Here is a 17,341-nt window from a genome sequence, read left to right on the forward strand (position 1 = left end):
CCTAAGCTACAGCGACAGGTAGTTCTTCAACTCGAACGGGGTGACGGTGCTGCGGTAGCTCTCCCACTCGGTGCGCTTGTTGCGCAGGAAGTAGTCGAAGACGTGCTCCCCCAACGCTTCCGCGACCAGTTCGGAGTTCTCCATCTCGGCCAGCGCCACGCCCAGGCTGCCGGGCAGCTCCTTGTATCCCATGGCGCGGCGCTCCTCGGCGGTCAGGCTCCACACGTTGTCCTCGGCCTGGGGGCCCAGGGTGTAGCCCTTCTCGACACCGCGCAGGCCGGCGGCCAGCAGCACCGCGAATGCCAGGTACGGGTTGCAGGCCGAGTCGGGGCTGCGCACCTCGACGCGGCGGCTGGACGCCTTGCGGGGGGTGTACATCGGCACCCGCACCAGGGCCGACCGGTTGGCCGCGCCCCAGGACGCCGCCGTCGGCGCCTCGCCGCCGTGCACCAGCCGCTTGTAGGAGTTGACCCACTGGTTGGTGACGGCGCTGATCTCGCTGGCGTGCTCCAGGATGCCGGCGATGAACGACTTGGCGACATCGGAGAGTTGCAGCGGGTCGTTGGGGTCGTGGAAGGCGTTGGTCTCACCCTCGAACAGGCTCATGTGGGTGTGCATGGCCGAGCCCGGGTACTGGCTGAACGGCTTGGGCATGAAGGACGCCCGCACACCGTCGGCCAGCGCGACCTCCTTGACGACGTACCGGAACGTCATCACGTTGTCGGCCATGGACAGGGCGTCGGCGTAGCGCAGGTCGATCTCCTGCTGACCGGGGGCGCCCTCGTGGTGGCTGAACTCCACCGAGATGCCCATCTGCTCCAGCGCGTCGATGGCGTGCCTGCGGAAGTTGGGCGCGGCGTCGTGCACGGCCTGGTCGAAGTAGCCGCCGTTGTCGGCCGGCACCGGCACCGAGCCGTCGTCCTCACCGGGCTTGAGCAGGAAGAACTCGATCTCGGGATGCACGTAGCAGGAGAAGCCGAGGTCGCTGGCCTTGGCCAGCTGGCGGCGCAGCACGTGCCGGGAATCGGCCCAGGACGGCGATCCGTCGGGCATGGTGATATCGCAGAACATCCGCGCCGAGTAGTGCTTGCCGGCGCTCGTGGTCCACGGCAGCACCTGGAAGGTGGACGGGTCGGGGCGCGCCACGGTGTCCGATTCGTAGACGCGGGCGAAGCCCTCGATCGAGGAACCGTCGAAGCCGATGCCCTCTTCGAACGCACCTTCCAGCTCGGCGGGGGCGATCGCCACCGACTTCAGGTATCCGAGGACGTCGGTGAACCACAGCCGCACGAACCGGATATCGCGTTCCTCCAGCGTGCGCAGCACAAATTCCTTCTGGCGGTCCATGACCGAAGCCTAGGCAGCGGCTGTTAAATCCGTGTTACACACGTGTCGCGGTTTGGGCGGCGCGGCTCAACACCGCAGGCCGGCCGGTGGCGGTGTCAGGCCGACCAGGAAGTTCACCACGGCGGTGTCCACGCAGGCGTCGCCGTTGAAGACGACGGTGTGCTGCGTGCCGTCGAAGGTGATCAGTGAGGCGTCCAGTTCGCGGGCCAGGTCGACCCCGGCCTGATACGGCGTCGCCGGGTCGTGGGTGGTGGACACCACCACTGCCTTGCCGGCGCCCAGCGGCGACGCCTGGTGCGGCACGGTGGTCGCCGGCACCGGCCACAACGCACACATGTCGCGGGGCGCGTACCCCGTGAAGGTGCCGTACTCCATGAACGGCGCGGCCGCCCGCGCCCGCCGGTCGGCCTCGGCCCACACCGCGGGATCGGTCGGGTACGGCGCGTCGACACAGCGGATCGCGGCGAACGCATCCTGCTGGTTGCCGTAGCGCCCGTTCTCGTCACGGTGCCAGTAGTCGTCGGCCAGCGTCAGCAGATCCCCCGCGTCGGTGCCGCGGGCCAGGCCGAGCAGCCCGCTGGTGAGGTACTTCCAGTACCGCTGGGTGTAGAGCGCGTTGGCGGTGCCGGTGATGGCGTCGGCGTAGCCGAGCCCGCGCGGGTCCGAGGTGCCGCCGGGGCGCTGCACCAGCGGGTCGATCAGTTGGTGGTAGCGGGCGGAGAACTGCGCGGGATCGGTGCCCAGCGGGCAGTCCGGTGAACGCGCGCAGTCGGTGGCGTAGTCGGTGAACGCCTCCTGGAAACCGGCCAGCTGGTTGACGTTCTCGCTGATCGGGTCCGAGCCGGGGTCGACCGCGCCGTCGAGCACCATCGCGCGGACGCGGTCGGGGTAGCGGTCGGCGTAGGCGGCGCCGAGTTCGGTGCCGTAGGAGAACCCGAGATAGTTGATCTGCTCGTCACCGAGCGCGGCCCGCACCACGTCCATGTCCCTGGCCGCCGACGCGGTACCGATATTGGCCAGGAACTCGCGTCCCATCCGGTCCAGGCAAGACTGGGCGAACTGCCGGTAGACGTCCTCGATGTGCGCCACCCCGGCCGGGCTGTAGTCGGCCAGCGGCTCGCGCCGGTAGGCGTCGAATTCGGCGTCGGTGCGGCACCGCAGCTGCGGGGTCGAATAGCCCACCCCGCGCGGGTCGAAGCCGACCAGGTCGAAACTCTGCCGGATGGCCGTGCCGTCCAGCGCGGCGGCCATGCCCGCCACGGTGTCCACCGCCGACGCGCCAGGGCCACCGGGGTTCACCATCAGCGTGCCGATTCGCTGCCCGGTGGCGGGCACCCGGATGACGGCCAATTGTGCTTGCGCCCCTTGCAAATCGGGGGCATCCCAGTTCACCGGCACCGGCACGTCGGCGCATTGCGCGGTCGGCAGCGCCTGGGTCACCAGCGGACTGGCGGCGAAGAAACGCTGGCAACTGCCCCACACCGCGGGCTGGCCGTAGCTCGACTCCGGCGCCGCCTGCGCGGGCGCACACCACGTGCCGGCCGTGATCGGGAGGGCCAGCAGCACCGCGAAAACCCTGCCCGCCAGCCACATGGCGCTCATGTTCGCACAGCGAATCTCACGGGTCTTGCCCAGTGTCACCGCGGTGACGATCAGCAATCAGACGGTGATACGGCCGTTATCTCTAGCACCGGGCGCCGGGCGGCGGCACCACCACGTCCACAAGGTATTTCGCGGCGATGTCGTCCACGCACGTGTTGCCCTGGAACACCACGGTGTGCTGGGTGCCCTCGAAGGTCAGCAACGCGCCGCCGAGCTGCTTGGCCAGGTCCACCCCGGCCTGATACGGGGTCGCCGGGTCGTTGGTGGTGGACACCACCAACGTGGGCGGCAGGCCCGACACCTTGAGTTGATGCGGGGTGGAGGTCGGCGGCACCGGCCAGAAGGCGCAGGTGCCCAGCGGGGCGTGCCCGGTGAAGTCGCCGTAGCTCATGAACGGGGCGACCTCGCGGGCCCTGCGGTCCTCGTCGACGACGGTCGCGCGGTCGGTGATCGGCGGCTCGTCGACGCAGTTCACCGCGACCCGCACATCGGTCGAGTTGTTGTAATGCCCGTCGGCGTCGCGGCCCATGTACAGGTCGGCCAGCGCCAGCATGGTGTCGCCGCGGCCGTTCTTCAGCTCGGTCAGCCCCTTGGTGAGGTGGCGCCACAGGTTCGGCGAGTACAGCGGCAGGATGGTGCCGACGATGGCGTCGCTGTAGCTCAGGCCGCGCGGGTCCTTGGTCGGGGCGGGCTTGTCCACCAGCGGGTTCACCAGCGAGTGGTACACGTCGACGGCCTTGGCCGGGTCGGTGCCCAGCGGGCAGTCCGGGTTGGTCGCGCAGTCGGCGGCGTAGTTGTCGAACGCGGTCTGGAACGCCTTGGCCTGCCGGATGTCGGCCTCCACCGGATCGGCGTTCGGGTCCACCGCGCCGTCCAGGATCATCGCGCGCACCTTGTCGGGGAACAGCTCCGCGTAGGTGCCGCCGATGCGGGTGCCGTACGAGTAGCCGAGGTAGGTCAGCTTGTCGTCCCCGACGGCCTGCCGCATGGCGTCCAGATCCTTTGCCACGCTGACGGTCCCGACGTTCTCCAGGAATTCGTCACCCATCTTCTGCTGGCAGCGTGCCACGAAGTCCTTGGTCTCGGCCTCGATGTGGGCCACCCCTTCGGGGCTGTAGTCCACCTGCGGGTCGGCCCGCAGCCGGTCGTTGTCCTCGTCGGAGTTGCACCACAGCGCCGGCTTGGAGGACCCGACGCCGCGCGGGTCGAAGCCGACCAGGTCGAAGTGCTGGCGCACCGACTCGGGCATGGTGCCCACCAGCGACACCGCCGATTCGACGCCGGACTCCCCCGGCCCGCCCGGATTGACGAACAGCGTGCCGATCTTCTGCCCGGTGGCCTTGAAGCGGATCATCGCCAGCTGCGCGACGTCGCCGTCGGGCTTGTCGTAGTTCACCGGCACCGAGATGAAGCCGCACTCGGCGCCGGACGGGATCCGCGACTCACCGGAGGACGCCTTGCACGGCGCCCACTGCACCGGGCTGCCGGGCCGCGGCGCGGAGATGACCGCTCGCCCGTCGACGACATTGCTGCATGCTGTGACGAGGAGCAGCGCCGAGGCGGCCGCGAGAATGCCGCGCGTGAACTTCATGGCTGACCATGCTGCCATGGGTGCCCATCGCGGCTGGTGAGGCTACCCGGTGACGTCCAGCAACTCGTCGAGCGCGACGGCGAAATCGTCGGCCATGTCCCACAGGTCGGGCAGCAATTCCGGGCAGGAGATGATGCCGACGTCGAGCTTGCCGTTGAGCGACATGACGGTGATGTTCAGTCCCGAGCCGTGGAAGATCGGGCCGAGCGGGTACATCGCCTTGACCTCGGAGCCGAGCAGATACAGCGGGACCTGCGGGCCCGGCACGTTGGAGACCACCAGGTTGTGCACGGGCACCGCCGCCGACAGGTTGCTACGCGCGTAGACGCGCATCGCGATGCCGAACACCGCCGGGGCCGCGAACTGCGACCAGTCCTGCAGCAGGGTGGCACCGATCGCCGAACTGTGTTGTTTGGCAGTTGAATTGGCCGCCGCGATGGCCATCAGCCGCTCGGCCGGGTCTTCGATGTTGGTGTGCAGCGAGGAGAACATTCCCGACACCTGGTTGCGGCCGGGCCGGTCGGACTTCTCGTGCACCGACACCGGGATCATCGCCACCAGCGACGAATCGGGCAGTTCGCCACGATCGAGCAGGAACCGCCGCAGCACGCCGGACACCAGCGCCATCACCACGTCGTTGACCTTGACGCCGAAGTGGGCCCGCACCTTCTTGACGTCGTCGAGATCCAGCTCGGCGAACGCGATGTTGCGATGCCCGGTCACGTTGGCGTTGAACGCCGTCTTGGGGGCGGCGAACGGCGCGGCCATGGTGAGGCCCTTGGTGGCCCGGCGCGCCGTGTCGATGACCGTCGAGACGGTGGAGGGCAGCACGTTCATCAACTTCAGCGGGCGGGTCGCGAATTTGATGGCGCCGTTGACGGCGATCTCCAGTTCGGACGCCCCACCGGCGCCCGGCACCGGGTCCGGCGGCGGCGCGTCGGGTTCGGTGCTGCACAGCGTGGACATCAGGTTGGCACCGGTGACGCCGTCGACGGCGGCGTGGTGCACCTTGGTCATCAACGCCAGTTTGCCGCCGGCGTGGGCGTCGGTGCCCGCGACGTTCTCGATGACCCACATCTCCCACAGCGGGCGGCTGCGGTCCAGCGGCAGCGACGCGATGTGCCCGCAGATCTCGGCGAGTTCGGCGCGGCCGCCGGGGGCGGGCAGCCCGATCCGGTGCAGGTGGCGCTGCACGTCAAAATCGTTGTCCTCCACCCACACCGGGTGATCCGGATTGAATCGGCTGTCGGCGAGTTTCTCGCGGAATTCCGGCATCGCCTTGACCCGCATGGCCAGCTCGTCGTGCAGCCGGTCGAAGGTGTAGCCGCCCGGCACCGTCGAGGTGTCCAGTTCCAGGATGGAGCACACATGCAAGGGCTGCGCCGCGGTTTCGAGGTACAGGAAGCTGGCGTCGAGTCCGCTCAGTCTTTGCATGACGCCGATGGTAGGTCTGCACCGCCGCGATGTGAGCAAATCCACTTAACCCGTCGTTCACGTTCGCGATCGTGGGTGGCAGACTGGCTGTGTCAGACGACCCGGGGACCGAGCAACGGCCTCGAGGATCAACCCGACAACACACATCGAGGGACAATGATGTCTGAGCAGTCTGTCTATGGTGCGACCACCACGAGCACTGCCACCCCGCGGACCAAGGTCCGCACCCATCACCTGCAGAAGTGGAAGGCCGAAGGCCATAAGTGGGCCATGCTCACCGCCTACGACTTCTCCACCGCCCGCATCTTCGACGACGCAGGCATTCCGGTGCTGCTGGTCGGCGACTCGGCCGCCAACGTCGTGTACGGCTATGACACCACGGTGCGGGTCACCGTCGACGAGCTCATCCCGCTGGTGAGCGCCGTCGTCCGCGGTGCCGAGCATGCCCTGGTGGTGGCGGATCTGCCGTTCGGTAGCTACGAGTCCAGCCCGGCTCAGGCCCTGGCGACGGCGACCCGGTTCATGAAGGAGACCGGCGCCCACGCGGTGAAGCTGGAGGGCGGCGAGCGGGTGGCCGAGCAGATCGCCACACTGACCCAGGCCGGGATCCCGGTCATCGCGCACATCGGCTTCACCCCGCAGAGCGTCAACAGCCTGGGCGGGTACCGGGTCCAGGGCCGCGGTGACGCCGGCGACCAGACCATCCACGACGCGATCGCGGTGGCCGAGGCCGGTGCGGTGGCGGTGGTGCTGGAGATGGTGCCCGCCGAGCTGGCCACTCAGATCACCGGCAAACTGACCATCCCCACCATCGGCATCGGCGCGGGCCCCAACTGCGACGCCCAGGTGCTGGTGTGGCAGGACATGGCCGGGCTGACCTCGGGCAAGACCGCGAAGTTCGTCAAGAAGTTCGCCCAGATCGGCGACGTACTGCGCAGCGCCGCAACGCAATACGCCGACGAGGTGGCCGCCGGGGTCTTCCCGGCGCAGGAGCACTCCTACTAGGAGAATTCCGGGGCACGCTTGCCCAGGAACGCCGCGACACCTTCTCTGCCGTCCGGAGCGGAGGCATTCGCAGCGATATGGCGCGCCTCCTGCTCCAGCTGGGTCTCGTACCCGGCGGAGTAGGTGTTCAGCAACAGCTTCTTGACCGAGGCGTTGGATCCGCGCGCACCGGCAGCCACCTTGGCGGCCAGCGCTTCCAGCCACTGCGGCAGCTCGGCGTCGGGCACCACCTCGGTGACCAGACCCCAGGCCAGCGCCTCGGGCGCCGTGAGTACCCGGTTGGTGATCATCAGATCCTGGGTGCGACGCAGACCCACCAGGCGCGGCAACACGTAGGACGCGCCGCCGTCCGGGCTCAGGCCGGCCTTGGTGTAGGCCATGGTGAACGACGCCGATTCGGCCGCCAGCACCAGATCCCCCGAGACGCCCAGCGAGAACCCGGCGCCGGCGGCCACACCGTTGACGGCGGTGATCAGTACGGCGTCCATCCTGGCGAAGGTCGACATCGCGCGGTGCAGGTCGTCGGCGATGCCCTTGACGAACACCCCCGGATCGGGCGCGGCGGCCATCGCCTTGAGATCGCCGCCGGCGCAGAAGAACCGTCCCGCGCCGGTCAGGGTGACCACCTTGGTGCCCGCGGTATCGCACAGCGTGGCCGCGGCGGCCAGGTCGCGGGTCATCGTGTCGTTCATCCCGTTGGCCGCGTCCGGCCGGTTCAGCACGATGCTGGTGACGGGCCCGGACTGGGTGAACGTCAGCGTCTCGAATTCGGTCATGGCGCAAACGCTATTACGTCGCCGCCGCGGTCTGTAATGCGAGTCGGGTTTCGGCGGCCGCCCGCAGCACCGCGAAATCGCCGTCGTACCCCAGCGTGCGCAGCGCGCCGTCGGCGCTGATCCACGGTTGGTCGGGCGGGCAGGCCCCGTCGTCGGACCGCCGGTTGATGGTCGACTCGGCCAGCCGGAACGGCAGATCGTCGGCGTCGGCGGGCCCCGCGTACTCGGCGATCACCGTCGCGGCCAGGACGCGATAGCGCTCGCGCAGTTCGGCGCGCCGGCGGCGGAACTGCCCGAACCGGTCCACCCGGAGTTCGGGCAGCAGGTACAGCGCGCCCAGGTTCCATCGGCTGCCGCACAGCTGGGTGACGTCCGCGACGATCAACGTGTACAGCTGCCCCGCCGCGGGGCCACCTTCGCCGTCGAGTTCGGCGGCCAGCCGCAGGGGCGCCTCCACCGTGCCCGCCAGCAGCGCGTCCAGGATGTCGTCCTTGGTGGCGAAGTGGTGATAGAGCGAGGCCTGCCGCATCCCGACGGCGTCGGCGATCCGCCGGGTGGAGGTGTTGGCGTATCCGTGCTCGGTGAACAGTTCCGCCGCGGCGTCGAGGATCTCGTCGCGCGGGGTGTGCCCCGGCCTGCGGGGTTGCTCGAGCCTCGGACGTCCACGGCCATCGGTGCTCATCGGGCCATTGTGGCACTGGCCTTAATTTCTATCGTTTGATAGAAATTGTCATGCGGACGTAACAACGCCGTCACGAGCACGGAATGCGTAGCCCTAAAACTTTCAAGTGACAGATAAGGAGGCCGGCAGATGGCAGAAACCAGTTCGACCGAGGGTGCGCGGTCCCACGCTCGCGCCCAGGCCGCCACGGCGGCGCTGCGCGTCCCCCAGACCCCGAACGGAGTGACGGAGCTGCGGTGGGCCGAGGTAGTCCCGGCAGGCTCTTATGCCACCGCGGTGCTGGGCCGCGGAACCCGGCTGCGGCTGGCCGACCCCGCCGGCGGCGCCTGCGCCCACCTGCTGCTGTTCCGCGCCGACGCCCCGTGGGAGCGGCTCAACGTGGCCGATACCGTCAAGGTGCCCTGGCAGGCGTATCTCGGCACCGGCCATCCCCTGCTGTCCGATCAGGGCCGGGTACTGGCCACCGTCGTCGCCGACACGTCGCACCGGCACGACACGCTGTGCGGACCGACGCCGGCCGGGCAGGCGCAGCTACTGCTGGGTGTGCACAAGCACGGGCTGGACATCCGCGACGTCGCGCCGTCGGTGTCGTTCTTCAAGGGCACCCACGTGCAAGCCGACGGCGGCATCGCCTTCACCGGCACCGCGGGACCCGGAGGTTCGGTCGACCTGCTGGTGCATCTGCCGGTGGTGGTCGTGTTGTCCAACAGCGCGCACCCGCTCGACCCCGAACCCGAGGTGACCGATCTGGACGTGCTGGCCTGGCGCGCCGACGACGAATTGCACACCCCCGCCAACGACGCCCCCGAATACCTGCGCGCCCTGTTCAACACCGAAAGTACTTGGGCCGCAGCACGAAACGGAGACTTCTGATGACCACGTTCGAGGTGCCCGCACGCGCACCCTGGTCGGCCGTCGTGCCCGCGGGCCACACGCTGCAGATCGTCGACCTGCACGGCAACCAGGCCGTGGACACCCTGTTCTACGGGGTCACGCAGGGCCGGCCCGATCCGGCATTGCGCTACAACGCGCAGACAACCGTTGCCGCCCAACGCAATATCTTCCTGTCCACCGGCTCGGTGCTGCGCGCCTCGGACGGCACCGCCCTGATGACCATCGTGGCGGACGAGGTCGGCAACCACGACACCATCGCGGGTGCCTGCTCCAAGGAGTCCAACACGCTGCGCTACGGTCACCACACCGTGCACCAGCACGCGTGCGCGGAGAACTTCCTCGCCGAGGCCACCCGGTGGGGCATGGGCAAGCGCGACATCGTGTCCAACGTCAACTTCTTCATGTACGTGCCGGTGGAGGACGACGGCACCCTGGGCATCGTGGACGGCCTGTCGGCGCCGGGCAAGTCGCTGACCCTGCGTGCCGAGATCGACACGCTGGTGCTGGTGTCCAACTGCCCGCAGATCAACAACCCGTGCAACGGTTTCAATCCGACACCGGTGCAGATGGTGATCGCGTGAGCACCAACCTCGTCGAGGTGCTGCGCCCCGGCATGCTCACCACGGTGCAGGACTGGCCCGGCCGGATCGGATTCTGGCACATCGGCGTCCCGCCCTCCGGACCGATGGACGACCTGTCGTTCCGGATCGGGAACCGGGTGCTGGGCAACGCCGAAGGCCTGGCCGGGCTGGAATGCACCCGCAGCGGGCCCGCGCTGCGTTTCCCCGACGGCGGCCGGGTCTGTGTGACGGGCGCACCGGTGCCGGTGACGGTGGACGGTGTGCGGGTGCCGCAGTGGCAGTCGGTGACCGTGCCCGCCGGTGGCGTGCTCGACGTCGGAACGCTGTCCGGGCCCGGCATGCGCTGCTACGTGCTGGTGGCCGGCGGGTTGGTGGAGCCCGAATACCTGGACAGCACAGCGACGTTCACCCTGGGATCGTTCGGTGGGCACGATGGTCGGGCGTTGCGTGCCGGTGACGAGCTACACGCCGGACGCGACCCCGGGCCGCACCAGGACCGGCCGGACCGCGACGCCAGGGCGGCCATCGACGAACAGCCCAGCATCGGGCACCGCTGGGAGATCGCGGTCACCGAGGGGCCGCACGGCGCGCCGGAGTTCTTCACCCGCGCCGACATCGACACCATCATCGGCACCGACTACACGGTGCACTTCAACTCCGACCGCACCGGTGTGCGACTGGAGGGCCCCAAACCGCAGTGGGCCCGCACCGACGGCGGTGAGGCCGGCCTGCACCCGTCCAACATCCACGACAACGCCTATTGCGTGGGTGCGCTCGACTTCACCGGTGACACACCGATTCTGCTCGGCCCCGACGGCCCCAGCCTGGGTGGCTTCGTCTGCCCCGTCACCGTCGTCGGCGGCGACCGCTGGAAGCTGGGCCAGCTCGCGCCCGGCGACACGGTGCGATTCGTCCCGGTGCGCGCCGACCGGGCGCCCTCGCTGCGCAGCATCGACATGGATCGCCGGGCGTCGTTCCCATGGGTGCAATCCACCGGCGGCGACGGCGACGACGGTGTGTTGGGGCGGTTCAGCGCCGCCGACGGCACCGAGGTGACGATGCGCCGGGCGGGCGACGGCGGTGTCCTCGTCGAATACGGGCAGATGGTGCTCGACCTCGTGCTGCGGGCGCGCGTGCACGTGCTCTACGAACACCTGCTGGCGCTGCAGGTCACCGGGGTCACCGAGCTGACGCCGGGTGTGCGCTCACTGCAGGTGCAATTCGACCCGGCCGTGCTGTCCATGGCCGAGGTGGTCGACCTGATCGCCCGTACCGACGAAAGCCTGCCTGCCTCAACCGAATTGGTGGTACCCAGCCGCACCGTACGGCTGCCGCTGTCGTGGGACGATCCGGCCACCCGCGAGGCCATCCAGCGGTACATGCACGGCGTGCGGGCCGATGCGCCGTGGTGCCCGTGGAATATCGAGTTCATCCGCCGGGTCAACGGCCTGGCGGATGTGGCACAGGTGTACGACATCGTGTTCGACGCCGAGTATCTGGTGCTGGGCCTGGGCGACGTGTACCTGGGCGCGCCGGTGGCCACTCCCCTGGACCCGCGCCATCGCCTGGTGACCACCAAGTACAACCCGGCCCGCACCTGGACCCCGGAGAACGCCGTGGGGATCGGCGGGGCGTACATGTGCGTCTACGGCATGGAGGGTCCCGGCGGCTACCAGTTCGTCGGACGCACCACCCAGGTGTGGAATCACCGGCATCCGGCCGACTCGCAGTCCTTCGAGCCGGGCACGCCGTGGTTGCTGCGCTACTTCGACCGGATCAGCTTCTACCCGGTGAGCGCGGACGAGCTACTCGATCTGCGCGCGGACATGGCGGCCGGGCGCGGACAGGTGCAGATCGCCGACAGCCAGTTCGACCTCGGTGGGTACCGTGACTTCCTGGCCGCACACGCGGACTCGATCGCGAGCTTCCGCGCCCAGCAGGCCGCCGCGTTCGGCGCCGAGCGACAGGCCTGGGACCGCGCCGGCGAGTTCCGCCGAGCGGGCTGAGCCGTTTGTTCACCTGGATGTGGCAACCTGTTCACGACTTTCGACAGTGACTTCGTCCAGACAAAGGTGAAAATGCCTGCTGCCAAGCCCAAGACCGCCCGCTATACCGAGGTGGAACGCAAGTTCGACCTGCTGGAAACCACGGTGTCCCCTTCGTTCGAGGGGCTGGCCGTCGTGACACGGGTGCAGCATTCACCGACCCAGACGCTGGAGGCGGTCTACTACGACACCGCCGGCTACGACCTGGCCGCACGCAAGATCACGCTGCGCCGTCGCACCGGAGGCAGTGACGCGGGCTGGCACATCAAACTGCCCACCACCGGTGCCGACACCCGCACCGAGGTGCGGGCCGCCCTGGCCGACGCGGTGCCCAAGGAGATTCGCGACGTGGTGGCCGCGATCGTGCGCGATCGGCCCCTGCAGGCGGTGGCCAGGATCACGACGCAGCGCTCGGTGTCGCTGTTGTTCGGCGCCGACGGCACCCCGCTCGCGGAGTTCTGCGACGACAACGTGACGGCCTCGGCGCTGCGCCCGGACAGTGAACCGCAGGTGTGGCGGGAGTGGGAGCTGGAGCTGGTCGGCGGCGGTTCGCCGGAGGTGCTGGAGCGGTTGGCCAACCGGCTGCTGGACGCCGGCGCCGTCCCGGCCGGGCACGGATCGAAGCTGGCCAAGGTGCTCGACGTCGCGGTGCCCGAGCCGGCGCCGGTCTCGGCGGACCCGGTGCATCGGGCCATCGCCGAGAACGTCGACGCGCTGCTGGTGTGGGACCGTGCCGTGCGCGCCGACGCGTGGGACGCGGTGCACCAGATGCGGGTCACCACCCGCAAGATCCGCAGCCTGCTGGCCGAGGAATCGGGCCCCGAGAACACCTGGATCCTGGACGAGCTCAAGCAACTGGCCGCGGTGCTGGGGGTGGCCCGCGACGCCGAGGTGTTGGCGGACAAGTACCAGCGCGCCCTGGATTCGCTGCCCGCCGATCTGGTGCGCGGTCCGGTGCGCGAGCGGCTGGTCGAGGGCGCCAAGCAGAAGTACAAGGCCGGCTGGCGCCGGTCGGTGGCGGCGATGCGCTCCGAGCGGTACTTCCGGCTGCTCGACGCGCTGGACGCCGTGGTCGCCGCCGCCCCCGCCGCCGCCGGCGGCGCGGAGTCCCAGCCCGTCACCGTGGAGAGTGCCTACCGCAAGGTGAAGAAGGCGGCCAAGGCGGCCGAGGCCGAGGGCACCGACGAGGCACTGCACCGAATCCGCAAGCGCGCCAAGCAGCTTCGCTACACCGCCGCCGCACACGGTGACACCGCGGTGGCCGACAGCGCCAAGACCATCCAGACGTTGCTCGGCGATCACCAGGACAGTGTGGTCAGCCGCACCCACCTGCTGGCGCAGGCCGACGCCGCACACGCCGCGGGCGAGGACACCTTCACCTACGGCCTGCTGTACCAGATGGAGGCCGAGGTTGCGCTCTACGCCGAAGACGAGGTCGGCGCCGCGCTGAAGGCACTGCGCAAGGCGGTGGGCAAGTAGGGGGCGGACGAGCTGGCCTGTAAGCCGGATTCTGTCCCTCACCAAGTGAGGCGGCGACCATCCATCTGGACACACCGTCGCCGGGTGCCTCAAGCGGCCTACCCGCAAGCTCGGGCGAGCAGCCCTCGAACGCTTGCGCAGCCGCAACCAGGTTGCGGCCTTCTTGGCCTTGCTTCGGGTGGGGTTTGCCTAGCCACCCCGGTCACCCGGGATGCTGGTGCGCTCTTACCGCACCGTTTCACCCTTACCCCCTGCCCCGATGGGACAAGTGGCGGTCTGTTTTCTGTGGCACTTTCCCGCGAGTCACCTCGGATTGCCGTTAGCAATCACCCTGCTCTGTGAAGTCCGGACTTTCCTCGACACCCAGGCACACCTGAGCGCCGCGGTCGCCCGGCCAACTCGTCCGCGCCGATCACCGTACCCTTTTCTGCGTTTACGGCGGTAACTCTGCGCCGCGGTTGAGGGCGCGTTCGTGCGCGATGCGATACGCGCGCGCCTGCGCCCGGGTGCGGCTCCGGGTCGGCATCGCCAGCCCACGGGTCGCCTTCGGCGGTGGCGCGGTGGCGGGAGCGAGGTCGGCGGTGGGCGCGGCCATCGCCGGGAAGAACAGCGCGCCATCGGGTTTGGTCTTGTAGATGCGCCCGGCGGGGGAGATCACCGTGACGCTGCCGTCGGGGCCCTGAGTGTCGGTCCAGCCCGGGCAGAAGGTCTTCACGAGGTGGTGGACCCGGCAATAGAGCTTGGTGTTGGACGGGTGGGTGGGCCCGTACGGCCACGGGGTGGTGTGGTCGATATCGGCCCGTTCGGCCGGCACATCGCAGCCGGGCCACCGGCAGGTCAGGTCGCGGCAGCGCACGAAGTCGGCCAGCTTGGCCGACGGCCGATAGCCCGGCTCGGCGGTCAGACTCGCCGCGTCGGCGACCGGCCGGCACCGCGCCTGCGACGCCATGGCCCGCACCTGCTCGGCGGGAACCGTCCCGTACCCGGGCACCAAACCCGGGGTGTCGCCGGTGCCGTCGAGCGTCGACTGTTCGGCCACCACGTGGATGACGACGCCGGCGGCCGGGGCGTCGGCGTCCTTGGCGGGGCACTCCGGTGATCCACACAGACAGGGCAACCGCGTGCCGCCCTCGCTCAACACCCGCAAGGCATCGGCCCGGCGCTGGGCGAACGTCCGCGGGTCCGCACTGCAGACGGTGCCGGCGATCTGGCTGAGGCGCTTGTCCACCACCGCGGCATCGGCAGCATCGATCGATCCGTAGACGTCGGACAGCCCGTTGTCCCCGGGCTGAATCTCGATATGGCGGTCGAGGCGGCGCTGTTTGGCCACCCGGACCGCCTCGGGATCGACATCGTGCACCATCCAGTCGACCTGCTCGGCGACCCAATCCCGGGAATGGGCGCACCAGCCGGGTGCCGCGGCGGCCAGCTGATCGTCGAGGACGGTCAGCACGTCGGGGTCGGTGATCAACGCCGTGCGCGCGACGACCGCGGTGAAATGCCCGTACTCCATGTCCCCGGCCAGAAACACCTCGGCCAGCCGCGGCAACCGCTCGATCAACGTCTGCCCGTGCGCCATCTCGGTGGAAGCACGTTTGCGCCCGATGCCCAGCTCGGCGGCCACCTCGACGGCGACCATCTCCCAGTCGTCGACCACCCAGTCCTCGTGGGTGTTGCCCAGCTCGACCATCCGCTCCCGCGCGTAATGTCCCAGATCGATCAACCGCCGCGCGGTCGCGGCACGCTCGGCCCGCAACGCCGCGCGGGCGGAGTCGAGATGCCGGATCGATTCGAACATGTGTGCGATTCTACTCGTGCCGCGTGACACGCCGTGCGCAAATTCAGCCGAGAAACGTCACCGTTTCGGACAGCTGCGCCCGCGGCATGGGCGGCGCGGTGACCCCGGGATCCGGGTAGCCGATCGACATGCCGCAGTACAGCACGCGCTGCGCTGGCGGATCGATCACCTCAGCGACGGTCCGGTGGTACTCGGCCCACGCGATCTGGGGGCAACTGCCGACGCCTTCTGACTGCAGCAGCAGCATGACGGTTTGCAAATACATGCCGGCATCACCCCACTGTGCGGCGGGCATGTCCCGGTCCAGGTAGCAGAACAGCGCCGTCGTCGCGCCGAAGCAGTCCCAGTTGCGGGCCCGCACCCGCGCTCGCGCCGCGTGATCGTCGCGGCCGATACCCAACGCCCCGTAGCGGCGCCTGCCGAACTCCTGCAAGCGTTCTCGGTACGGGCTGAGCATCGGCTCCGGATAGATCGGCACGGCCAGCGCATCCCCGGTGTCACCGGCGGCCACCCGCTCGGCGATCCGGGACTTCAGCTCGGCCAACCGATCACCGGACAGCACGTAGATGTGCCAGGGCTGCAGATTGCCACCCGACGGGCTCTGCGCCGCCGCCGTCAGCACGCGCGCCATGAGCTCCCGGCTCACCGGGCGGGCCAGGAAATCGCGGACCGACCGCCGGGTGGTCACCGCCTCGTATACGTCCATCCGACCGATCGTATGGCGGGCAACTCACTCTCCGCGCCGGCGCGCGATCCGGACCGTCACCCGCGGCAGCCGCTGTCCGGGCAGCCGCGCCACCGCGTAGTCCCACGCCAGCCCCTCACCGAGTTGCCAGCGCCGCCAGCGGGCCAATACGCACATCGCCGCACCCACCGCGGTGCCAGTGAGCGCGCCGACGGTCGGCTGCCCGGCATACCAGAACGCGATCACCACCGCGCTGGCCACGACCGCGCAGCTCGCGTACAAGGTGTTGCCGCCGAAGATCTGCGGGATCCGAAGCACGAACAGGTCGCGCAGGGCGCCGCCGCCGACGGCGGTGATGGTGCCCAGCAGCAGTGCCGGCAGCCACCCCAGCCCCAGCGACAGGGTCTTCTGCGTGCCGACCGTCGCCCAGCAGCCCAGCGCCAACGCGTCGATCACCAGGAACGAGACGTTCCAGGCCCGGCCGCGCACCGGCAGGACGAAGGCGACCACGGCTCCCCCGATGGCGGTCAACGCGTACAACGAATCCGTGAGCGCCACCGGCGGGCCGTGCTGCAACAGGGTGTCCCGGATGATGCCGCCGCCCAACCCGGACAGCAGCGCCAGCGCCGCGAAACCGACGGGGTCCAAACGCTTGTCGCGGGCGACCATGCCGCCGAGGATCGCGTTGGTGAAGACACCGGCCAGGTCGAGGACGCGAAACAGTTCGCCGAACACGCCTGAGGGTATCTACGATCGGCGCCGCAACACCATCACATTGTCGATCAGGTGCCCGGCCTGGCCGTCCGGGCCGGCCGCCTCACGCCCGACCGGTTCGGCGCGCAGCCGCTCCCACTCGGGGCCCAGGTCCAACCCGGCCAGCACCTCGTCGACGCTCGGGAACGGGTAGTCCTTGTGCTTCGACCACGGCGGTGCGGCACCGTGATCGACGATCACCAGCCGCCCGCCCGGGGCGACCGAGGCCGCCGCCTTGCGCAGCACGGCGGTCCGATCCAATGGGACCATGGAATGCAGGAACTGGGCAGACACCAGATCGAATTCACCGGACGGGAAGCTCTTGTCGAGGTCGTGTTGCTGAAAGTCGATACGCTCCAACAGTTCTCCGGCATCCTCGGCGGCCCGCGCCAACGCGACGCCCGAGATGTCGGTGGCAACCACCTGCCAGCCCTTGCTGGCCAGCCAGATCGCGTCGGCACCTTCACCACACCCGAGATCCAGGGCACGACCGGGCGGCAGCGACTCGGCAACCTCGGCCAGCCGCACGTTCACCCGACCGCTCCAGACCCGTTCGCGCTCACCGTAATGCCGGTCCCAGTGTTGTTCGGCGGTCGAATCGAACACCGGCCACGGGAGCCCCGGCAGCCCGACGTCCTCGCCCAGCAGGCTCTGCATCACCGCAGCGCC

Annotated in this window: 15 protein-coding genes and 1 other RNA gene; 5 read left to right on the plus strand and 11 right to left on the minus strand. The window is 69.4% G+C overall.

Features of this window, described 5'->3' with window-relative positions; translation table 11 throughout:
* Window positions 1–6: 6 nt before the first annotated feature.
* From glnA to BN977_RS06395, 4 genes are all read right to left on the minus strand, one after another.
* Window positions 7–1,347, minus strand: a complete 1,341-nt coding sequence (glnA, locus tag BN977_RS06380) for a type I glutamate--ammonia ligase (RefSeq protein ID WP_024454268.1) — start codon at window positions 1,345–1,347, stop codon at window positions 7–9.
* A 66-nt stretch (window positions 1,348–1,413) separates the two neighbouring features.
* Complete coding sequence (locus BN977_RS06385) at window positions 1,414–2,949, minus strand: alpha/beta hydrolase (RefSeq protein WP_024454267.1); 1,536 nt, start codon at window positions 2,947–2,949, stop codon at window positions 1,414–1,416.
* An 82-nt stretch (window positions 2,950–3,031) separates the two neighbouring features.
* The gene (locus BN977_RS06390) at window positions 3,032–4,540 is read right to left on the minus strand and encodes an alpha/beta hydrolase (RefSeq protein WP_191262633.1); all 1,509 of its coding nucleotides are present in this window, start codon (window positions 4,538–4,540) and stop codon (window positions 3,032–3,034) included.
* A 42-nt stretch (window positions 4,541–4,582) separates the two neighbouring features.
* Complete coding sequence (locus tag BN977_RS06395) at window positions 4,583–5,974, minus strand: WS/DGAT/MGAT family O-acyltransferase (RefSeq protein ID WP_036396752.1); 1,392 nt, start codon at window positions 5,972–5,974, stop codon at window positions 4,583–4,585.
* A gap of 159 nt (window positions 5,975–6,133) precedes the next feature.
* Here BN977_RS06395 and panB point away from each other — a divergent pair, with 159 nt between their 5' ends.
* A complete protein-coding gene (gene panB / locus BN977_RS06400; protein ID WP_024454264.1) occupies window positions 6,134–6,979 on the plus strand; it encodes a 3-methyl-2-oxobutanoate hydroxymethyltransferase in 846 nt (281 codons plus the stop codon).
* On the opposite strand, the gene BN977_RS06405 is transcribed toward panB, so the two are convergent.
* Together BN977_RS06405 and BN977_RS06410 are read right to left on the minus strand one after the other, a co-directional pair.
* On the minus strand, window positions 6,976–7,755 hold the full coding sequence (locus BN977_RS06405) for an enoyl-CoA hydratase/isomerase family protein (RefSeq protein ID WP_036396754.1): 780 nt from the start codon (window positions 7,753–7,755) through the stop codon (window positions 6,976–6,978). The two genes, panB and BN977_RS06405, sit on opposite strands and share 4 nt — an antisense overlap.
* A 13-nt stretch (window positions 7,756–7,768) precedes the next feature.
* Window positions 7,769–8,437, minus strand: coding sequence for a helix-turn-helix domain-containing protein (locus BN977_RS06410; RefSeq protein ID WP_024454262.1), 669 nt, complete (start codon window positions 8,435–8,437; stop codon window positions 7,769–7,771).
* 129 nt (window positions 8,438–8,566) lie between these two features.
* Here BN977_RS06410 and BN977_RS06415 point away from each other — a divergent pair, with 129 nt between their 5' ends.
* The 4 genes from BN977_RS06415 (at window position 8,567) to BN977_RS06430 (ending at window position 13,436) form a co-directional block, all read left to right on the plus strand.
* Complete coding sequence (locus tag BN977_RS06415; protein WP_036396755.1) at window positions 8,567–9,310, plus strand: DUF1989 domain-containing protein; 744 nt, start codon at window positions 8,567–8,569, stop codon at window positions 9,308–9,310.
* Window positions 9,310–9,912 carry an urea amidolyase associated protein UAAP2 gene (locus tag BN977_RS06420; protein ID WP_036396756.1) on the plus strand — a complete coding sequence of 201 codons (603 nt, stop codon included), beginning with the start codon at window positions 9,310–9,312 and terminating at the stop codon, window positions 9,910–9,912. Before BN977_RS06415 ends, BN977_RS06420 begins: the two co-directional genes overlap by 1 nt.
* A 32-nt stretch (window positions 9,913–9,944) precedes the next feature.
* A complete protein-coding gene (locus BN977_RS06425) occupies window positions 9,945–11,918 on the plus strand; it encodes a 5-oxoprolinase/urea amidolyase family protein (RefSeq protein WP_036398544.1) in 1,974 nt (657 codons plus the stop codon).
* 72 nt (window positions 11,919–11,990) lie between these two features.
* Window positions 11,991–13,436 (plus strand): CYTH and CHAD domain-containing protein, encoded by a 1,446-nt coding sequence (locus tag BN977_RS06430; RefSeq protein WP_036396757.1) that lies wholly within the window; start codon window positions 11,991–11,993, stop codon window positions 13,434–13,436.
* A gap of 4 nt (window positions 13,437–13,440) precedes the next feature.
* Here BN977_RS06430 and rnpB read toward each other — a convergent pair.
* From rnpB to BN977_RS33725, 5 genes are all read right to left on the minus strand, one after another.
* An RNA gene (rnpB, locus tag BN977_RS31485) (RNase P RNA component class A) lies at window positions 13,441–13,838 on the minus strand.
* 31 nt (window positions 13,839–13,869) lie between these two features.
* Window positions 13,870–15,234, minus strand: a complete 1,365-nt coding sequence (locus BN977_RS06435; RefSeq protein ID WP_036396758.1) for an HNH endonuclease signature motif containing protein — start codon at window positions 15,232–15,234, stop codon at window positions 13,870–13,872.
* A 43-nt stretch (window positions 15,235–15,277) separates the two neighbouring features.
* Window positions 15,278–15,940: a nitroreductase gene (locus BN977_RS06440; RefSeq protein WP_036396760.1), complete on the minus strand. Its 663-nt coding sequence runs from the start codon at window positions 15,938–15,940 to the stop codon at window positions 15,278–15,280.
* 24 nt (window positions 15,941–15,964) lie between these two features.
* A complete protein-coding gene (locus BN977_RS06445) occupies window positions 15,965–16,654 on the minus strand; it encodes a trimeric intracellular cation channel family protein (protein WP_234709506.1) in 690 nt (229 codons plus the stop codon).
* A gap of 12 nt (window positions 16,655–16,666) precedes the next feature.
* Complete coding sequence (locus BN977_RS33725) at window positions 16,667–17,278, minus strand: class I SAM-dependent methyltransferase (protein ID WP_456093689.1); 612 nt, start codon at window positions 17,276–17,278, stop codon at window positions 16,667–16,669.
* Between the last annotated feature and the right edge of the window lie 63 nt (window positions 17,279–17,341).

The sequence above is a fragment of the Mycolicibacterium cosmeticum genome (assembly GCF_000613185.1).
Lineage (GTDB): Bacteria > Actinomycetota > Actinomycetes > Mycobacteriales > Mycobacteriaceae > Mycobacterium > Mycobacterium cosmeticum.